This is a genomic window from Brenneria nigrifluens DSM 30175 = ATCC 13028 (assembly GCF_005484965.1).
Lineage (GTDB): Bacteria > Pseudomonadota > Gammaproteobacteria > Enterobacterales > Enterobacteriaceae > Brenneria > Brenneria nigrifluens.
In genome coordinates, this window is the sequence record NZ_CP034036.1 from 2,659,458 (window position 1) to 2,677,830 (window position 18,373).

Sequence of the window (18,373 nt, forward strand, 5' to 3'; positions counted from 1 at the left end):
TTGTTATATTATAACATTACAGAATCTCTGCAAACCAAATTCTATGTCCACATTGGTATCGCTCAATAATATTTCAGTGTCGTTTGGCAGCAGGAAAGTCCTGTCGGATATCTCCCTGTCTCTCCAGCCGGGGCGCATTCTTACGCTTCTGGGACCCAACGGCGCGGGAAAATCAACGCTGGCGAGGGTTGTTTTGGGCCTGCTGTCGCCCACCGCCGGCACCTTGCAAAAAACGCCGGGGTTACGTATTGGCTACGTCCCGCAAAAACTCCATCTGGATCCTACGCTGCCGCTGACCGTCAGCCGTTTTATGCGCCTGCGCCCCGGCATTAAGCCGCAGGATATATTACCGGCGCTGAAACGCGTTCAGGCGGCGCACCTGCTGCAACAGCCGATGCAGAAACTGTCCGGCGGCGAAAATCAGCGGGTTCTGCTGGCCCGCGCGTTGATGAACCATCCGCAGTTGCTGGTATTGGACGAGCCGACGCAGGGGGTGGACGTCAACGGTCAGCTTGCGCTTTATGACTTGATCAATCAGTTGCGTCAGGAGTTTAACTGCGGCGTGCTGATGGTTTCCCACGATCTCCACCTGGTGATGGCCAAAACCGATGAAGTGCTGTGTCTCAACCAGCACGTCTGTTGTTCCGGCACCCCGGAAGTGGTCTCCCTGCATCCCGAATTCTTGGCCATGTTCGGCCAGCGCGGCGCCGAACAGCTGGCGGTTTACCGGCATCATCATAATCATCGTCACGACTTAAACGGACGTATCATCCTGAAAAGACAAGGTGGAAACGACGCATGATTGAACTTCTGTTTCCTGGCTGGCTGGCCGGGATATTCCTCGCCGCGGCCGCCGGCCCGCTGGGGTCGTTCGTCGTCTGGCGGCGCATGTCCTATTTCGGCGATACCCTGGCGCATGCCTCCCTGCTGGGCGTGGCCTTCGGCTTGCTGCTGGATGTCAATCTGTTCTATGCCGTTATCGCCGTTACCCTGGCGCTGGCGCTCGGACTGGTCTGGCTGGAGCGTCGTCCCTATCTGGCGATTGATACCCTGCTGGGCATTATGGCGCACAGCGCCCTTTCGCTCGGTCTGGTGGTGGTCAGCCTGATGAATAACGTGCGAGTGGACTTAATGGCGTATCTGTTCGGGGATTTGCTCTCCGTCACTCGCGACGATCTATGGATTATCGGCGGCGGCGTCGCCGTGGTGATTGCGGTACTGAGCTGGCAATGGCGACCGTTATTGTCCATGACCATCAGCCCCGAACTGGCGCATGTGGATGGCGTTAACCTACAGCGCAGCAAGCTTATCCTGATGCTGGTGACAGCCTTGACCATTGGCATCGCCATGAAGTTCGTCGGGGCGTTAATCATCACCTCGCTGCTGATTATTCCCGCCGCCAGCGCCCGCCGCTTTGCGCGCACGCCGGAGCAGATGGCCGGTTTCGCCATCGGCGCCGGTATGATCGCCATTACCGGCGGTCTGGCCTTTTCCGCCGGTTACAATACCCCCGCCGGGCCGTCGGTGGTACTTTGCGCCTCGCTGCTGTTTATCGCCAGTTTAATCAAGAAACAGCCTGCGTAGAGCAGGCTATTCCTCCCGCATCAGGCCGAAATGGCGGTAGGCGTGCTGCGTCGCCATTCTGCCCCGCGGGGTGCGCTGAATAAACCCTTGCTGAATCAGAAAGGGTTCAATCACATCTTCAATGGTTTCCCTCTCTTCGCCGATCGCCGCCGCCAGATTATCCAGCCCGACCGGGCCGCCCATAAATTTATCGATAATCGCCAGCAGCAGTTTCCGGTCCATATAGTCGAAGCCTTCGGTATCCACCGCCAGCATATCCAGCGCCAGCGTGGCGACTTCGGCGGTGATCGCCCCGGCGGATTTGACCTCGGAGAAGTCACGCACGCGGCGCAGCAGCCGGTTAGCGATACGCGGCGTGCCGCGCGAGCGCCGGGCGACTTCCAGCGCTCCGTCATGGGTGAGATCCAGCCCCAGGCACTGCGCGCTGCGGCTGACGATATGTTGCAGATCGGCGACCTTATAAAACTCCAGCCGTTGGACGATGCCAAAACGATCGCGCAGCGGCGAGGTAAGCGAACCGGCGCGGGTGGTGGCGCCAATCAGGGTAAACGGCGGCAAATCAAGCTTGATCGAGCGGGCGGCCGGCCCCTCGCCAATCATGATATCCAGTTGGTAATCTTCCATCGCCGGATACAGAATTTCCTCCACCACCGGCGACAAACGATGAATTTCATCGATAAACAAAACGTCGTGGGGTTCCAGATTGGTAAGCAACGCGGCCAAATCCCCGGCTTTTTCCAGTATCGGGCCGGAGGTGGTGCGCAGATTAACCCCCATTTCGTTGGCCACGATGTTTGCCAGCGTGGTTTTCCCCAAACCGGGAGGGCCGAAAATCAGCAGATGATCCAGGGCGTCCCCGCGTTGGCGCGCCGCCTGAATAAAAATCTCCATCTGTTCGCAGACCTGGGGCTGACCGACGTATTCCGCCAGCAGTTTCGGGCGAATGGCGCGGTCGATAAACTCCTCTTCGGGGACGGCCTCGGCGGAAATCAAACGATCGGCTTCAATCATGCATACCTCACAGCGCAGCGCGTAGTGCGTCCCTGATCAGGGTTTCGCAGTCTGAATCCGCACGGACCACTTTGGCGATCAGGCGGCTGGCCTCCTGCGGCTTATAGCCCAGGGCAATCAGGGCCGATGCGGCCTCCGCCTCGGGATCGCCGGCTTCACTATCGGCGGGGGACGATGGCATCGGGGCGACATCGCCCGTTGAATTAAACAGCTCGCCGCTCAATCCCTTAAAGCGGTCTTTCATTTCAACCACCAGACGTTCGGCAGTTTTTTTGCCGACGCCGGGCAGCTTGATCAACGCGCCGATCTCTTCCCGCTCCACCGCGCTGACAAACTGCGCGGCGGACATACCGGAAAGAATGGCCAGCGCCAGCTTCGGCCCCACGCCGTTGACCTTAATCAGTTCACGGAACAGCGCCCTCTCCTGCTTATCATTAAAGCCGAATAGCAGTTGAGCGTCTTCGCGCACCACAAAGTGCGTGAAGATGACGGCCTCCTGAGAAAGCGCCGGGAGTTCGTAAAAGCAAGTCATCGGCATGTGAACTTCATAGCCAACGCCGTTGGCTTCTATCAGCACCTGCGGCGGTTGTTTTTCCAGAATAATGCCTCTGAGACGACCTATCACCTTCTCTTCCTTTACGTTTTATCAACCAAGAATCTTGTATATACCCGTCATACTTCAAGCTGCATGTGCGTTGGCTGCATTACTCGGCCCCTCCCTGGGCCTCGCCCCGTTGGGGCCGCTGCAAGCAGCGTTCAAATCTGCTCCAGGCAGATTTGTCAGTCACCCGAATCACTTACCTGTGTAAGCTCATCGGGATTAAATGAGAGACATCCTGTCTCTCACCGGAGGCCAGCCGTTGGCTGGTCAAATTCGTTCCCGACGAATTTGTCCTTCCCTTGCCGCCTTCCTGCAACTCGAATTATCTAGGGTATAGCTTATAACATAAAAAAAGCTGGATGAATATCCAGCCTTAAGTTTCAGCGCAGGCGCCCCGGCGCCGGATAACGTTTCTCAACGCCAAGGCGGATCAGCTTCTGATTGAAATGGCAGTGGGTGATGGCTATCGCCAGCGCATCGGCGGCATCCGCCTGCGGGCTGGCGGATAACTTGAGCAGCGAGCGAACCATATGCTGCACCTGTTTTTTATCCGCCGCGCCGGTGCCCACCACGGTCTGCTTCACCAGCCGGGCGGCGTACTCAAACACCGGTAAATCATGATTCACCGCCGCCACAATCGCCGCACCGCGCGCCTGCCCCAGCTTAAGCGCCGAGTCGGGATTCTTGGCCATAAACACCTGCTCAATGGCGAAACAATCCGGGTGAAACTGGGTGATGATTTCACTCACCCCGGCGTAAATCAGCTTGAGGCGCGTGGGCAAATCGTCGACCACGGTGCGAATGCAGCCGCTGCCGAGATAAGCAAGCTGGCGCCCCTGCTGGCGGATGATGCCGTAACCCGTCACGCGCGAACCGGGGTCGATGCCGAGTATGATTGTCATCGTAACGCTCCGCCGGTTCGCCGGACGGAAAGGCGCGCCCTTTCCATCATCGTGCCGCCATTATAGTAATGCCGCCACCTCATCGGAGATCTCACCGTTGTGATAAACCTCCTGCACGTCGTCGCAGTCTTCCAGCATATCGATCAGGCGCATCAGCTTCGGCGCGGTTTCCGCGTCCATGTCCGCTTTGGTTGAAGGCACCATGGAAACTTCCGCCGCTTCGGCCACCAGGCCCGCCGCATCCAGCGCATCCTTGACTTCACCGAAAGTTTCCCACGGCGTGAAAACGTCAATGGCGCCGTCGTCATAGGTCACCACGTCGTCCGCGCCGGCTTCCAGCGCGGCATCCATCACCCTATCCTCATCCAGGCCCGGCGCGTAAGAGATCACGCCCTTTTTGCTGAACAGGTAAGCCACCGAACCATCAGTGCCCAGGTTGCCGCCGCTCTTGGTGAAAGCATGGCGCACCTCGGAAACCGTACGGTTGCGGTTGTCGCTCAGGCACTCCACCATCACCGCCGTACCGCCGGGGCCGTAACCTTCATAAATGATGGTTTCCATATTGTTGTCGTCATCGCCGCCCACGCCGCGGGCGATGGCGCGGTTCAGGGTATCGCGCGTCATGTTGTTGGACAGTGCCTTATCGATGGCGGCGCGCAGACGCGGGTTCGCCCCCGGATCGCCGCCGCCCAGCCGGGCGGCGGTAACCAATTCGCGGATAATTTTGGTAAAGATTTTGCCGCGTTTCGCGTCCTGTGCAGCCTTACGATGCTTGGTATTGGCCCACTTACTATGACCTGCCATAAAAATCTCCGAAAAAAGCCTGTTCAGGCCGGATAAATAACAAATTCCTCAATCGCCTGCCGGTTGCTCCACGACTTGGTAAGCTGCGCCGCATTGGGCGCATCCAGCCACTGGTAGGCGAGATGTTCGGTAATAACCATCTCGCGCTCCTCGGGCAGCGCCAGACAGAACCAGTGTTCCGTGTTGCGCGTCACCCCCGGCGCGTAGCGACGTCTTAAATGAGCAAAAAGCTCAAACTCAATACAGCGCCGACAGTCAAAGAGTGATAATGCCTCGGCGGATATATCAATATTAACCTCTTCTTTAACTTCACGCTGTGCGGCGCACGCCGTGCTTTCCCCCTCCTCCAGGCTGCCGGTGACGGATTGCCAGAAGTCGGGGTCGTCACGCCGTTGCAGCATCAGCACCCGCCCGGTATCGCGGGCATAAATCACCACCAGAACCGAAACGGGTCGCTTGTATGCCATCTCACTGGTTCTCGAATTTTTCGTCCTGCGCCGCTTTCCCTTTTCCCACCACCGCAATGGACAACTCCTCCAGCGCGACGGGATTGGCGAAGCTGGGGGCTTCGGTCATCAGACAGGCCGCGGCCGTGGTTTTCGGGAAAGCGATGACGTCACGAATATTATCGGTGCCGGTCAGCAACATCACCAGACGATCCAGACCGAAAGCCAGACCGGCGTGCGGCGGCGTGCCGAACTTCAGCGCATCCAGCAGGAAGCCGAATTTCTCGCGCTGGTCCCGTTCATTGATGCCCAGGATGCCGAACACCGTTTGCTGCATATCGCCGTTATGAATACGCACCGAGCCGCCGCCCACTTCATAACCGTTCAACACCATGTCATAGGCGTTGGCGATGGCGGATGACGGATTGGCCGCCAGTTCGGCGGGCGTCATATCGCGCGGCGCGGTGAACGGATGGTGCATGGCGGTCAGGCCGCCTTCGCCGTCGTCTTCAAACATCGGGAAGTCGATAACCCACAGCGGCCGCCAGCTGTCTTCGTCGGTCAGCTTCAGATCGCGCCCCAGCTTCAGACGCAGCGCGCCGAGCGCGTCGGTCACCACATTGGCGCTGTCCGCGCCGAAGAACAGAATGTCGCCATCTGCGGCGCCGACGCGTTCCAGCAGCGCGGACAGCAGGTCCGCGCTGAGGAATTTGGCGACCGGGCTTTGTACGCCATCAACACCTTTGGCGCGCTCGTTGACCTTGATATAGGCCAACCCTTTGGCGCCATAGATTTCGATAAACTTGGCATACTCGTCGATCTGTTTGCGGCTCAGCTGCGCGCCGCCCGGAACGCGGATCGCCGCCACGCGGCCTTTGGCGTCGTTTGCCGGGCCGGAGAAAACCTTGAATTCGATATCTTTTACCAGGTCGGCCACATCCACCAGCTCCAGCGGGTTACGCAGATCCGGTTTGTCGGAACCGAAACGGCGCATGGCTTCGGCAAAGGTCATGAGCGGGAAATTCCCCAGCTCCACGCCTTTGATCTCCAGCCACAGCTCGCGCACCAGTTTTTCCATCACTTCACGCACCTGCGGCGCGGTCATAAACGAGGTTTCCACATCGATCTGGGTAAACTCCGGTTGACGATCGGCGCGCAAATCTTCATCGCGGAAACATTTGACGATTTGATAGTAGCGATCGAAACCGGACATCATCAGCAGTTGTTTGAACAGCTGAGGCGACTGCGGCAATGCGTAGAATTTTCCTTTGTGCACCCGGCTCGGCACCAGATAGTCGCGCGCCCCTTCCGGCGTCGCCTTGGTCAGCATCGGCGTTTCAATATCCAGAAAACCGTGCCCGTCCATAAAACGGCGGACAAAACTGGTGATGCGCGCGCGGGTTTTCAGACGCCGGGCCATTTCCGGGCGGCGCAGATCGAGATAGCGGTACTTGAGGCGCGCTTCTTCGGTGTTGGTCTGGTTGGAATCCAGCGGCAGCGGCTCGGCGCGGTTGATGATGGTCAGCGCCGTGGCCAGCACCTCGATTTCACCGGTAGCCATATCTTTGTTGATTTGGCTCTCCGGACGGGCACGGACGACGCCCTTCAGTTGAATACAGAATTCGTTGCGCAGTTCGGACGCCTGTTTCAGTACGTCCTGGCGGTCCGGATCAAAGAACACCTGCGCCAGACCTTCGCGGTCGCGCATATCGATAAAAATCAAACCACCCAGATCGCGGCGGCGGTTAACCCAACCGCACAATGTCACTTCCTGGCCCACGTGGGACAAATTCAACTGTCCGCAATATTCAGTACGCATCGCTATGTCCTTTTACTCAGCCGCACAACCCACCCTTTTTCGCCGCGTCTGGCAACGGAAAAAGCCGTGGTGTCTTTGCTGAACGGCATGGTTTTTCTGGATTACTGTCCGGTGAAAAAAGGCGGCTATTATAAAGGAAATTCCCCCGGACGATAAGTATGAGGTAACGCTCTGCGGTTTGCCCGCACACTCTTTTTGACAATTTTCATTATCGGTTAATGAAATGATCGCTAATATAGCCTTAATTTGTTACCGGAACAGAATAATGTATATCGGATTACCTCAATGGCAACATCCTGCCTGGAGTCGTTTAGGATTGCACGATCTGGCTGATTATTCCCGCTACTTTAACTGCGTGGAAGGGAATACCACGTTTTACGCCTTACCCGGCCGCGAGCTGGTGACGCGCTGGCGCGATATGACCACGGACGAATTCCGCTTCTGCTTTAAATTTCCCTCCGCCATCAGTCATCAGGCCGCCTTGCAGCACTGTGAACAGGAGGTAGCTGCCTTCTTTCACTGTCTGGAACCGCTGGCGGGGCGCCTCGGGCAACTCTGGGTGCAACTGCCCGCCGCCTTCGGTCCGCTTCAGCTTACGGTTCTGTGGCGCTTTCTCGATGCGCTGCCGCAGGGATTCAGCTACGGCGTGGAGGTGCGCCACCCGCAGTTTTTTGCTAAAGGCGACAGCGAACGCGCCTTGAATCAGGGTCTACAGCAGCGCGGGATTAACCGCGTCATCATGGACAGCCGCCCGGTGCATCATGCCGCGCCGGACAGCCCGGCAATGCGCGAAGCGCAACGCAAAAAGCCGCGCCTGCCGGTTCACGCGCTGTTGACCGCCGCCCAGCCCTTGATTCGCTTTATCGGCAGTGAAAATCTGCAGGAGAATCTGCACTGGTTTCAGCCGTGGCTGAAAAAACTTCCGCAGTGGTCGCATGCCGAGCCTTTTCTGTTTATCCACACCCCCGATATCGGCGATGCGCCGGCGCTGGCGCAGCAGCTGTGGCCGCTGCTGAGCGATATTATTCCCGCTTTGCCGCCGCAGCCGGACTGGCCCCGGCAGGAGTCGCTATTTTAATGGCCGCGCGTCGGCGAGGCGAATAGTGCCGACGGCGCCGACGCCATTCATTAGTCCCTTTTCTTATAAACAATGTCTTCCCCCTCCTCATTTCAGATAAAAAAAGTTGCCTTGTACAGGCGACAGTTGTGCTGCGGGAAGCTATTATTCCGCAAGCCGTTTTCGGTCAGGTCACGGAGTTAAACATGGTAAGCGCGCTCTATGTAGTGCTTGGCGCATTGTTGTTGATAAAGTTGTCTGTCGACGTAGTTAAACTCAGAATGCAGTACCGCGTAGCCTATGGCGATGGCGGGTTTTATGAACTTCAGACGGCCATTCGGGTTCATGGCAATGCGGTGGAATATATTCCTATCGGCGCTATTCTGCTGGTTTTGATGGAAATGAACGGCGCCATCGCCGCGATGCTCCACCTGTGCGGCATGCTGTTGATCGTCGGGCGCCTGTTTCATTACTACGGCCTGCGCCAGCGTGAATTCCGCTGGCGACGATCGGGCATGGCGGCGACTTATGCCTCACTGATCCTGATGTCCCTGGCAAATCTCTACTATCTGCCGTGGGAAATGGTTTTCACCCTGTATTAAGACGCGACGGCGATGGAACGGAAAGGATGACGGCGCCGGCTTCATCCGTTCTCTCGCTGAAGGTCCCGTAACTGTAAAGGTGAAGGGGATACATGCTTTATCGCGTCATTCTGCTAGAATACGCCCCCTTGATTACCTATCTCAGCCATTATTTTGCCATGCCAAACCGCGACCTGCTTTTTTCCGCTCCTATTGCCAATCTGGGCGACTGGACATTCGACGAACGCGTTGCTGAAGTCTTTCCCGATATGATTCAGCGCTCCGTTCCCGGTTATTCCAACATCATTTCGATGATTGGCATGCTGGCGGAACGTTTCGTGCAACCGCATAGCCAGGTTTACGATCTGGGCTGTGCGCTGGGTGCCGCCACCTTGTCGATGCGGCGCAATATTCGCGCGCCGGGCTGTAAAATTATCGCGGTGGATAATTCGCCGGCAATGATAAAACGCTGTCGCCATCATATCGAAGCTTTCCGCTCCGACACGCCGGCAGAGGTACTTGAAGCCGATATTCTGGATATTGAAATAACAAACGCCTCAATGGCGGTGCTGAACTTCACCATTCAGTTTCTGGAGCCGGCCAATCGCCAGCTGTTGATCGACCGGGTCTATCAGGGGTTAAAACCGGGCGGCGTACTGGTGCTGTCCGAAAAATTCAGCTTTGCCGATGACAGAGTGGATGAGCTGTTGTTCAACATGCACCACGACTTCAAACGCGCCAACGGCTACAGCGAATTGGAAATCAGCCAGAAACGCAGCATGCTGGAAAACGTAATGCTGACGGATACCGTGGACACGCATAAAAATCGACTCAAACTGGCAGGCTTTGAGCACGTCGATCTGTGGTTCCAATGTTTTAACTTCGGTTCATTACTGGCGCTCAAGACAGAAGGATAGGTTGTGATCGATTTCGGCAATTTTTATCAGCAAATCGCCAAAGGCCCGCTAAGCCACTGGCTTGATACCCTGCCCCCGCAGTTAAGCCGCTGGCAGCAGGAGTCGCTGCACGGTAAGTTCAAACTGTGGTTCAACACCCTGGAACATCTTCCCGCCCTCTCCCCCACCCAGTTGGATCTGGCCGACGGCGTAACCGCCGGCATGACGCCGGATATTTCCGCCGGCCAGCGCGCAGGGATAGAAATGCTGCTGCGCAACCTGATGCCGTGGCGCAAAGGGCCGTTTTCGCTTTATGGGGTTAATATCGACACCGAATGGCGCTCCGACTGGAAGTGGCGGCGCGTGCTCCCCCATATCAGTCCGCTGCGCGATCGCCTGGTTCTCGACGTCGGCTGCGGCAGCGGCTACCATCTGTGGCGCATGGTGGGAGCGGGCGCGCGCCTGGCGGTCGGTATTGATCCCATGCAGCTGTTTTTATGCCAGTTTGAAGCGGTACGAAAACTATTGGGCGACGACCAGCGCGCCCATGTCCTGCCCCTCGGCATCGAACAGTTGCCGGAACTGGCGGCGTTCGATACGGTTTTTTCCATGGGCGTGCTGTACCACCGCCGCTCGCCGCTCGACCATCTATGGCAGTTGAAAAACCAACTGGCGTCCGATGGCGAACTGGTGCTGGAAACGCTGGTCGTGGAAGGCGATGAAAATCAGGTGCTGGTGCCGGGAGAACGCTACGCGCAGATGCGTAACGTCTACTTTATCCCTTCCGCCGCCGCGCTGACCCAGTGGCTGCGAAAATGCGGATTTGCCGATGTTCGGGTGGTGGATATCTGCGCCACCACGCCGCAGGAACAGCGCAGAACAGACTGGATGATCAGCGAATCGCTGGCCGATTTTCTCGATCCGCACGATCCACGTAAAACCGTGGAGGGCTACCCGGCGCCGGTACGCGCGGTATTGGTCGCCCGCAAGCCCTGACTCGGCGCAGAAAAATTGCAGGGAGCGGGTGCCGGATAAAACGTTAGAATCCGTCCGGAAGCTTGGAGCGCATCATCTCCTTTCTGTCAATTCTGCGGCCATCCACAATAAACGTGCCATCGCCGACGGCGTGGATGGTTCTCTGCTCGGCACGCGCGTCATCATAGTACGCCGCGATACCGTCGAGCACGATGATGCCGTATTGATCGATGATATCGATAATCCGGCACTCAATGTTGGCAAGACTCTCCTTGATCAGCGGCGCCCGGACATGCCGGCCCGCTAATGGCGTAAGTCCGAACCTGTCAAACTTGTCGGTGTTTTGCCCCGAACATGTCCCAATGCCGACAACCGTATCGATCATATCGACGGTGGGGATTGAAATCACACATTCTTTTGAGGTTTGCAGTGCGCCATATGAATAGTTCCAGGGTCCGGTCGTTATGGCGAATGATGCCGAGAAACCAAGAACCATCGTCCAGGTGATGGTCATTACATTATCTTTCCGGCCATCGTTCGTGGTAACCAGCACAACCGGTCCCGGCTCCAGCAGAGTGAACGCTTTGCCAATAGGAAGACTTTGCATATTTTCCTCCATCTTTTACTTTGCGCTCCTGGTGCAAGAATGATGCAAACCGCCGGGCGCGCGATAAAAAAAGCCCCGGCAACACGCCGGGGCTTGGTACTCGCAAGCAACCTGTTGGTATGCTGCGCGGCAAGGGTGCTCTGGCAGGCCGAGTATTACTCAACCTGAAAACCGTTATGAAACCGATGAGACTTCATAGTCCGAACTCAATGCCCGCTTCATCGCAGCCACGATATCGCCGTCAACGCCATACTGGCTGAACTCATCCATATCGCTGTGCGAGCACATGGAAACGCCGATTTTGCGATACCGCATCACGGATGAAGACCACTGTCCGGCGGAGCTGTGCAGTTCCTGAATACCGCTTTGCCGGAACTTATGAAGATTGGTTAATCGCACACCGGACCCGGCCATAATGATTGGACCACGGCTGGCCTGAGTTAGTTCACGCAATAATACCAATCCGTTTTCCGCGGTCTGCTGCTGCCCGGAGGTCAGGATCCGGGATACGCCCAGATCGGTCAGCTGTTTCAGCGCCAGGTAAGGGTTCAGGCACAGATCGAAAGCGCGGTGAAAGGTCACCGCCATGCCCTGAGTCAGCGACATGATCTCTTTCATTCGCGGCAAATCGATATGTCCTTCGGCATCAAGAATGCCCACCACCGCGCCGGGAAACCCCATATCGCGGATTTGCTCGATATCATATTTAATCGCCGCGAATTCCGTTGCGTCGTAGCAAAAATCACCGCCACGCGGCCGAACAATAGGATGAACGGGAATCGCTAGTTTTTCGCTCGCAAGACGTAAGACGCCATATCCCGGCGTTAACCCGCCGTCGCGCAGACCGGAACAGAGTTCAATCCGATCGGCGCCCGCCTGCTCGGCGGTTACTGCGCACTCAATGCTATAGCAACACACCTCCAGTTTTGGCATATCCACCTCCATTTAAAACCGCTGAATATCATTCAATTACATTTCCCCTAATTATATGAAGACCGCCGAAGCATTCTTAATTACGAGAATAGCTAATCACTATGGCATTCAAGGGCGCATCGTGAGGAGATGACGATCACAATGAACGCGATATAACTGAAATAAAAATGACATAAACCACAGTTCTATTAATGTATTAAGCCGGTTGGAAAACCATGCGGCGCCAACAATTCAAGCGCCACGGTTTTCATCCGCCACAATATCCCGAATATCAAACGGATGAAACTTTATGGTTACCTTTCCATTGGTTACGGCCGTTGTCGGATTAGGTATTCGTTCTTTTTCACCCTGCGGCGAACTGAAATGAAGTTTGACGCCGGAGGTACGCAGAGCCTGGTCGGATAAACAGGCCAGCGCCCTTAGGTGCAGCGAATCCGCATCGCCCGGCAATAGCAACTCCACATGCTCCCATCCTTCATGGGGATAACGTTTTTTTCCCGGCCAGGGCAGCTCGATACAATCAATCCGCCAGGGGCCGACTTTTATCGCCGAGTTTAATATAAACAAGCAGATAGGGCGCCCATTAATCAGGTTTTCGGCAAGCAGCGTGCCGATGCGCAATATTTGTGTTTTCCAACGCTCAGCGGTCGAAGTTTGATGGCAACGCAGCGAAATATGATCGGCGCTGAACCTGGTCAAATCCAACTGCAGTACCGCCGCAAACTCATTTAATTCGCGCTCGAAACGAACCAAATCCACCGCTAACTCTTCAGGTAACATACTGGGTACGAACTCCTTGCTATCCACGCAAACTGTTAGGGATTAATTTACATGGTGATAATATCTCATCCATGATTCTTTAACGCAGTTCTATTTTGATTTCTTTTTTAATTATTGGTTCTTTTAGTTATTCGTGCTTTCAGCACCAAATGCCATAGTAAAAACCAAAGAAAGTAAAGTTACCCAATGGATTAACAAACAAAAAAATTCTGTAGTCAGTTAACATGGAGTCCTTCACGCAACTTTTGTTGAGAGTTGTCTTAAATAAAATCATGCCCATTGAATGAAGAAAGGAAAAAGGATAATTTGAACTTCTTAATAATAAGATAGAGTCATTATCATGGTGCTATTAATCATTTCAATTCTGCTGATCGTCATTGCGGCGTACGCTATTTTTCGTCATTTTAAAACCAAAAATGAACACAAAATCGGGGTAAACTCCAAAACCAGGAAACGTTAACCAAGTGTTCTTATTGGTTCCCTTTACTATATACATAAAGAATTGCAGTAACCCTCGCCAATATCATCTTGTTTTACCTTATTCCCCCCTTTCAATGTAAGCATGTCACCCGCCGCGGTATGCCATCTGCTGACTCGTAAAGGCAAATATGGTATAAGCAGGGCTTGATTTTTTATCTAAGGTAAACCGGTGAATATTCAGGCTCTTCTCTCCGAAAAAGTCAGCCAGGCATTGGCCGCGGCGGGTGCCCCGATAGGCAGCGAAGCACAGGTCCGCCAGTCGGCAAAAGTACAGTTTGGCGATTATCAGGCCAACGGCGTGATGGCCGTTGCCAAAAAACTCGGCATGCCGCCGCGTCAACTGGCCGAAAAAGTAGTCCAGCTTTTGGCGCTGGACGGCATCGTTACAAAAACAGAAATCGCAGGTCCGGGTTTTATTAATATATTCCTTGATAAACAATGGGTTGCCAGCCAGGCAGAGAATGCACTGAATGACCCGAAACTGGGCGTAACACCGGTTGAACCACAAACTATCGTTGTCGATTATTCCGCACCCAACGTGGCGAAAGAAATGCACGTCGGTCATCTGCGCTCCACCATTATCGGCGATGCGGCGGTTCGTACGCTTGAATTCCTCGGCCACCATGTTATTCGCGCCAACCACGTCGGCGACTGGGGCACGCAGTTCGGCATGCTGATCGCCTATCTCGAAAAAGTGCAGAATGACAATGCCGGCGAGATGGCGCTGTCCGATCTCGAAGCGTTCTACCGCGAAGCTAAGAAACACTATGACGACGATGCCGCTTTTGCCGAACGCGCCAGAGGCTATGTGGTCAAGCTACAGGGGGGAGATGAATATTGCCGCCAACTGTGGCGTAAACTCATCGACATCACCATGACGCAAAATCAGCTCACTTATAATCGTCTCAACGTCACACTGACCAAAGATGACGTTATGGGCGAAAGTCTGTACAACAGCATGTTGCCGGAGATTGTCGCCGACCTGAAAGCGAAAGGTCTGGCGGTGGAGAGTGAAGGCGCGACGGTGGTTTTCCTGGATGAGTTCAAGAACAAGGAAGGCGAGCCGATGGGCGTTATCATCCAGAAGAAGGATGGCGGCTACCTCTATACCACCACCGATATCGCCTGTGCGAAATACCGCTATGAAACGCTGAATGCCGACCGCGTGCTTTACTACATCGACTCACGCCAGCACCAGCATCTGATGCAGGCCTGGGCCATTGTGCGCAAAGCCGGTTACGTACCGGATTCCGTCAGCCTGGAACACCATATGTTCGGCATGATGCTGGGCAAGGACGGCAAACCGTTTAAAACCCGCGCCGGCGGCACCATCAAGCTTTCCGATCTGCTGGACGAGGCTTATGAGCGCGCTTGCCAGCTTATCGCCGAAAAAAATCCGCAAATGGAGAGCGATGAGCTGCAACAGCTCGCCAACGTGGTTTCCATCGGCGCGGTAAAATATGCCGATCTGTCCAAAAACCGCACCACCGATTACATTTTTGACTGGGATAACATGCTGGCATTCGAAGGCAATACCGCGCCTTATATGCAATATGCCTATACCCGCGTTATCTCGATTTTTAAACGCGCCGCCATTCAGGAAGACAGCCTGACTCAGCCCATTACCCTGCACGAAGAGCGTGAATTTGTTCTTGCCACTCGCCTGCTGCAATTTGAAGAAACCGTCACCACCGTCGCCCGTGACGGCACGCCGCATGTGATGTGCGCCTATTTGTATGATTTAGCGGGCCTGTTCTCCGGTTTTTACGAGCATTGTCCAATTTTGAATGCGGAAAATGACGAACTGCGTCAAAGCCGCCTGAAACTGGCGCTGCTGACGGCCAAAACGCTGAAGCAGGGGTTGGATACCCTGGGGATTGATACCGTAGAGAAGATGTAATCCTTTGCCGCACCAGCGTGACAAACGCCCGTCTCCGGGCGTTTGTTATTTCAGACGCCGCGCCGGGCGAAATCCCGCGGGCGGAACCCCAGCAGGGCCAGCGTGACGAAGTACGCCCCCGCGCCAACCATCACCAACGCCATCAGCCGCAGCAGCCTGAAAGCCATACTGCCGCTGTCCCAGGCGGGCATCCACCACAGCATGCCGATCAACGCCAGCGACATCACCACAACCGCCGCGACCAGCTTCAGCAGAAAACGGCGCCAGCCGGGTTGGGGATGGAAAATATCCTGCTTGCGCAGTTGCCAGAACAGTAGTCCGGCGTTCAGACAGGACGCCAGGCCGATGGAAAGCGCCAGCCCCGCGTGTTGCAGCGGACCGATAAAGATCAGGTTCATCACCTGCGTCAGCACCAGCGTTACCACGGCGATTTTAACCGGCGTCTTGATATCCTGCCGCGAATAAAAACCGGGCACCAGCACTTTCACGACGATAAGCCCCATCAGCCCCACGGAATAGGCAATTAACGCACGCTGCGTCATGGCCGCATCAAAGGCGCTGAATTTCCCATATTGGAACAGCGACACCGTCAACGGCTGCGCCAGAATACCCAAGGCGACCGCGCTGGGGAGCGCCAGTAAAAAGCACAGACGCAATCCCCAGTCCATCAGCCGCGAGTATTCATCATGGTTGCCGCTGGCAAAGCTTTTCGCCAGCGAAGGCAGAAGAATGGTGCCCAGCGCCACGCCCAGCACCCCCGACGGAAACTCCATTAACCGATCGGCGTAGTACATCCACGACACCGCCCCCTCGCTGAGAAACGAGGCGAAAATGGTATTGATGATCAGCGATATCTGGCTGACGGAAACCCCCAGAACCGCCGGGCCCATCAGTTTCATCACCCGCCAGACGCGGGGATCGCGCCATTTGAGACGCGGCAATACCAGCATGCCGATCTTCTTCAGATGCGGCAGTTGGTAGCCGAGCTGAAGCATCCCCCCCACCAGCACCGCCCAGGCCAGCGCCATCACCGGCGGGTCAAAATAGGGCGTGGCAAACAGGGCGAAACCGATCATGCTGACGTTTAACAGCGTCGGCGCAAACGCCGGAACCGAGAAGCGGTTCCAGGTATTCAACACCGACCCCACCATCGACGTCAGGGAGATCAGCAGGATGTAGGGGAAAGTCACCCGCAGCAGCGCCGATGTCAGTTCAAAACGCTCGGGCGTAGCCGCGAACCCCGGCGCGGTGACCATAATCACCCACGGCGCCGCCAGCATACCCGCAACGGTGACCAACGCCAGAATCAACGTCAGCATGCCGGAAACGTAAGCCAGAAAGGTGCGGGTCGCTTCGTCGCCCTGCTGGCTTTTGTATTCGGCCAGGATAGGAACAAAAGCCTGAGAGAACGCGCCCTCGGCAAAAATACGGCGCAGCAGGTTAGGCAGTTTAAAGGCGACGAAAAAGGCATCCGTCGCCATACCCGCGCCGAAAACCCGCGCCACTATCGCATCACGCGCGAAACCCAACAGGCGTGAAAGCATGGTCATTGAACTGACGGCCGCCAGTGATTTAAGTAAATTCATCCGATTATATTCTGAAATGTCCGGGGACTATTATCGACCGTTCTGCGGTCATCCTGATTGCGCGGTGCGACTAGTCTACGCATTGCGCGCTCAATAGCCACCAGCTATTGTGATTAGCGCCGAACTTTTCAGCGCTTTCCCGGCCATCCTTATAATGCCGCGCCGGGTCATCGGGCGTTCACGCCAACAGCTCCGCCAGTTGGCGCTTAAGCTCGGCAACCTCTTTTTCCAATAGCGCGACCCTGGCGGCCAGCGGGCGTTCCTCAGCCGAGCGGTCATCCGGCGCCGGTACTGTCTCTTCAAGCGGTTCGTCGCTGAAAAGATGCATATAGCGGCTTTCCCGCTTACCGGGTTCACGCGCCAGCCGCACAACGAATGGGCCGTCTTCACGCCGCCGCATTTGCTCCAGCACGGTTTCCACTTCATTAACATCGGCAAAATCATGCAGGCGGCCGGCGCGCGTGCGCAACTCGCCGGAAGTCTGCGCGCCGCGCAGCAGCAATGTCGCCACCAGGGCCACCTCTGCCGGGGAAAACTTCAGATCGCCGAACTCAGAATTGCAAAAGCGATGCTCATATTTCATTACCCGATTGCCAAAACCGCTGAGGGTGCGCAGGAAATGTTTTTTTACCAGCAAATCCAGCGTTTGCTGGACGTCGCTTTCGCTCAGATCCATCACCGGTTCGCGGTTGGTTTTTTGATTGCAGGCCGCCGTCACGCCATTTAACGACATCGGATACTGTTCCGGCGTGGTGATCTGTTTTTCCAACATGCAGCCAATCACTCTGGCCTCGCGGGCCGTTAGCTGATATTTCATCACAATTCCTTAGCGCTGTGGCGTCCAGTCATTGTTAGTGAGAGCGGTCAGAACATGGTCCTGCCATTTGCCGTCAATAAGCAGATAATTTTTCGCATAGCCCTCGCGCACAAATCCCAGACGGGCCAGTAAATTTCCGCTGCGCTGATTATGCGGCATATAGTTAGCCATAATTCGGTGCATGCGCTGTTGACGCTGCATATAACGTAAGGCGGGCTGGAGCGCTTCGTACATCAACCCCTTCCCTTGCCATTTTTCGCCGAGAGAGTACCCCAGATAGCAGGCATGGAACGATCCCCGCAGCACATTACTGAAATTCGCCACCCCCCAGACCTCGTTTTCATCCGGATCGAGCAGCAGAAAATAGTAGGCGCTGCCTTGCTTGTGCATATCATTAATCACGCTCAGGCGCGCCTGCCAGCCAGAAGGATAGCAATGACTGACGTCTCGAACCGGTTCCCAGGGCTTAAGAAAGTCACGATTCTCCGCATAATATTCAGCAAGACGCCAGGCATCTCGCTCATAAGCCAAACGCACCACCAGCCGATCGGTCGTTAAATGAACTTTTGCTGGCGTAGAACGATAGCCAAACAT

General features: G+C 55.6%; 19 protein-coding genes. 7 read left to right on the forward strand and 12 right to left on the reverse strand.

The features are described from left to right. The first annotated feature begins 43 nt into the window (after positions 1-43). Positions 44-802 carry a zinc ABC transporter ATP-binding protein ZnuC gene (gene znuC, locus EH206_RS12540; RefSeq protein ID WP_009113137.1) on the forward strand — a complete coding sequence of 253 codons (759 nt, stop codon included), beginning with the start codon at positions 44-46 and terminating at the stop codon, positions 800-802. Beyond that, positions 799-1,584, forward strand: coding sequence for a zinc ABC transporter permease subunit ZnuB (gene znuB / locus EH206_RS12545; protein ID WP_009113138.1), 786 nt, complete (start codon positions 799-801; stop codon positions 1,582-1,584). The genes znuC and znuB overlap by 4 nt, the downstream gene beginning before the upstream one ends. Before the next feature lie 6 nt (positions 1,585-1,590). Here znuB and ruvB read toward each other — a convergent pair whose 3' ends face one another. The 6 genes from ruvB to aspS form a co-directional block, all read right to left on the reverse strand. Then, positions 1,591-2,595: a Holliday junction branch migration DNA helicase RuvB gene (ruvB, locus tag EH206_RS12550; protein ID WP_009113139.1), complete on the reverse strand. Its 1,005-nt coding sequence runs from the start codon at positions 2,593-2,595 to the stop codon at positions 1,591-1,593. A 7-nt stretch (positions 2,596-2,602) separates the two neighbouring features. Then, positions 2,603-3,220 carry a Holliday junction branch migration protein RuvA gene (ruvA, locus tag EH206_RS12555; RefSeq protein WP_009113140.1) on the reverse strand — a complete coding sequence of 206 codons (618 nt, stop codon included), beginning with the start codon at positions 3,218-3,220 and terminating at the stop codon, positions 2,603-2,605. 356 nt (positions 3,221-3,576) lie between these two features. Continuing rightward, positions 3,577-4,098, reverse strand: coding sequence for a crossover junction endodeoxyribonuclease RuvC (gene ruvC / locus EH206_RS12560; protein ID WP_009113141.1), 522 nt, complete (start codon positions 4,096-4,098; stop codon positions 3,577-3,579). 60 nt (positions 4,099-4,158) lie between these two features. Beyond that, positions 4,159-4,902, reverse strand: coding sequence for a YebC/PmpR family DNA-binding transcriptional regulator (locus EH206_RS12565; RefSeq protein ID WP_009113142.1), 744 nt, complete (start codon positions 4,900-4,902; stop codon positions 4,159-4,161). Between the two features lie 23 nt (positions 4,903-4,925). Next, positions 4,926-5,369: a dihydroneopterin triphosphate diphosphatase gene (gene nudB / locus EH206_RS12570; protein ID WP_009113143.1), complete on the reverse strand. Its 444-nt coding sequence runs from the start codon at positions 5,367-5,369 to the stop codon at positions 4,926-4,928. Position 5,370: 1 nt separating this feature from the next. Beyond that, the gene (aspS, locus tag EH206_RS12575) at positions 5,371-7,167 is read right to left on the reverse strand and encodes an aspartate--tRNA ligase (protein WP_009113144.1); all 1,797 of its coding nucleotides are present in this window, start codon (positions 7,165-7,167) and stop codon (positions 5,371-5,373) included. A gap of 265 nt (positions 7,168-7,432) precedes the next feature. On the opposite strand from aspS, the gene EH206_RS12580 reads away from it, so the two are divergent. The 4 genes from EH206_RS12580 (at position 7,433) to cmoB (ending at position 10,697) form a co-directional block, all read left to right on the forward strand. Continuing rightward, positions 7,433-8,245 (forward strand): DUF72 domain-containing protein, encoded by an 813-nt coding sequence (locus EH206_RS12580; protein WP_009113145.1) that lies wholly within the window; start codon positions 7,433-7,435, stop codon positions 8,243-8,245. 185 nt (positions 8,246-8,430) lie between these two features. After that, positions 8,431-8,826, forward strand: coding sequence for an MAPEG family protein (locus tag EH206_RS12585; protein ID WP_009113146.1), 396 nt, complete (start codon positions 8,431-8,433; stop codon positions 8,824-8,826). 158 nt (positions 8,827-8,984) lie between these two features. After that, a complete protein-coding gene (gene cmoA / locus EH206_RS12590; protein WP_040343908.1) occupies positions 8,985-9,722 on the forward strand; it encodes a carboxy-S-adenosyl-L-methionine synthase CmoA in 738 nt (245 codons plus the stop codon). Positions 9,723-9,725: 3 nt separating this feature from the next. Then, the gene (gene cmoB, locus EH206_RS12595; RefSeq protein WP_009113148.1) at positions 9,726-10,697 is read left to right on the forward strand and encodes a tRNA 5-methoxyuridine(34)/uridine 5-oxyacetic acid(34) synthase CmoB; all 972 of its coding nucleotides are present in this window, start codon (positions 9,726-9,728) and stop codon (positions 10,695-10,697) included. Between the two features lie 43 nt (positions 10,698-10,740). Here cmoB and EH206_RS12600 read toward each other — a convergent pair whose 3' ends face one another. The 3 genes from EH206_RS12600 to EH206_RS12610 form a co-directional block, all read right to left on the reverse strand. After that, on the reverse strand, positions 10,741-11,283 hold the full coding sequence (locus tag EH206_RS12600) for a flavin reductase family protein (RefSeq protein WP_009113149.1): 543 nt from the start codon (positions 11,281-11,283) through the stop codon (positions 10,741-10,743). Between the two features lie 174 nt (positions 11,284-11,457). Then, positions 11,458-12,216: a copper homeostasis protein CutC gene (gene cutC, locus EH206_RS12605; protein ID WP_009113150.1), complete on the reverse strand. Its 759-nt coding sequence runs from the start codon at positions 12,214-12,216 to the stop codon at positions 11,458-11,460. A 231-nt stretch (positions 12,217-12,447) separates the two neighbouring features. Further along, the gene (locus EH206_RS12610) at positions 12,448-12,996 is read right to left on the reverse strand and encodes a VOC family protein (protein ID WP_136163869.1); all 549 of its coding nucleotides are present in this window, start codon (positions 12,994-12,996) and stop codon (positions 12,448-12,450) included. 649 nt (positions 12,997-13,645) lie between these two features. On the opposite strand from EH206_RS12610, the gene argS reads away from it, so the two are divergent. Further along, the gene (argS, locus tag EH206_RS12615; protein ID WP_009113153.1) at positions 13,646-15,376 is read left to right on the forward strand and encodes an arginine--tRNA ligase; all 1,731 of its coding nucleotides are present in this window, start codon (positions 13,646-13,648) and stop codon (positions 15,374-15,376) included. Positions 15,377-15,426: 50 nt separating this feature from the next. Here the strand turns inward: argS and murJ are convergent, their stop codons facing one another. From murJ to rimJ, 3 genes are all read right to left on the reverse strand, one after another. After that, on the reverse strand, positions 15,427-16,962 hold the full coding sequence (murJ, locus tag EH206_RS12620) for a murein biosynthesis integral membrane protein MurJ (RefSeq protein ID WP_009113154.1): 1,536 nt from the start codon (positions 16,960-16,962) through the stop codon (positions 15,427-15,429). A gap of 178 nt (positions 16,963-17,140) precedes the next feature. Next, complete coding sequence (locus tag EH206_RS12625; RefSeq protein WP_009113155.1) at positions 17,141-17,779, reverse strand: YceH family protein; 639 nt, start codon at positions 17,777-17,779, stop codon at positions 17,141-17,143. Between the two features lie 9 nt (positions 17,780-17,788). Beyond that, complete coding sequence (gene rimJ / locus EH206_RS12630; RefSeq protein ID WP_009113156.1) at positions 17,789-18,373, reverse strand: ribosomal protein S5-alanine N-acetyltransferase; 585 nt, start codon at positions 18,371-18,373, stop codon at positions 17,789-17,791.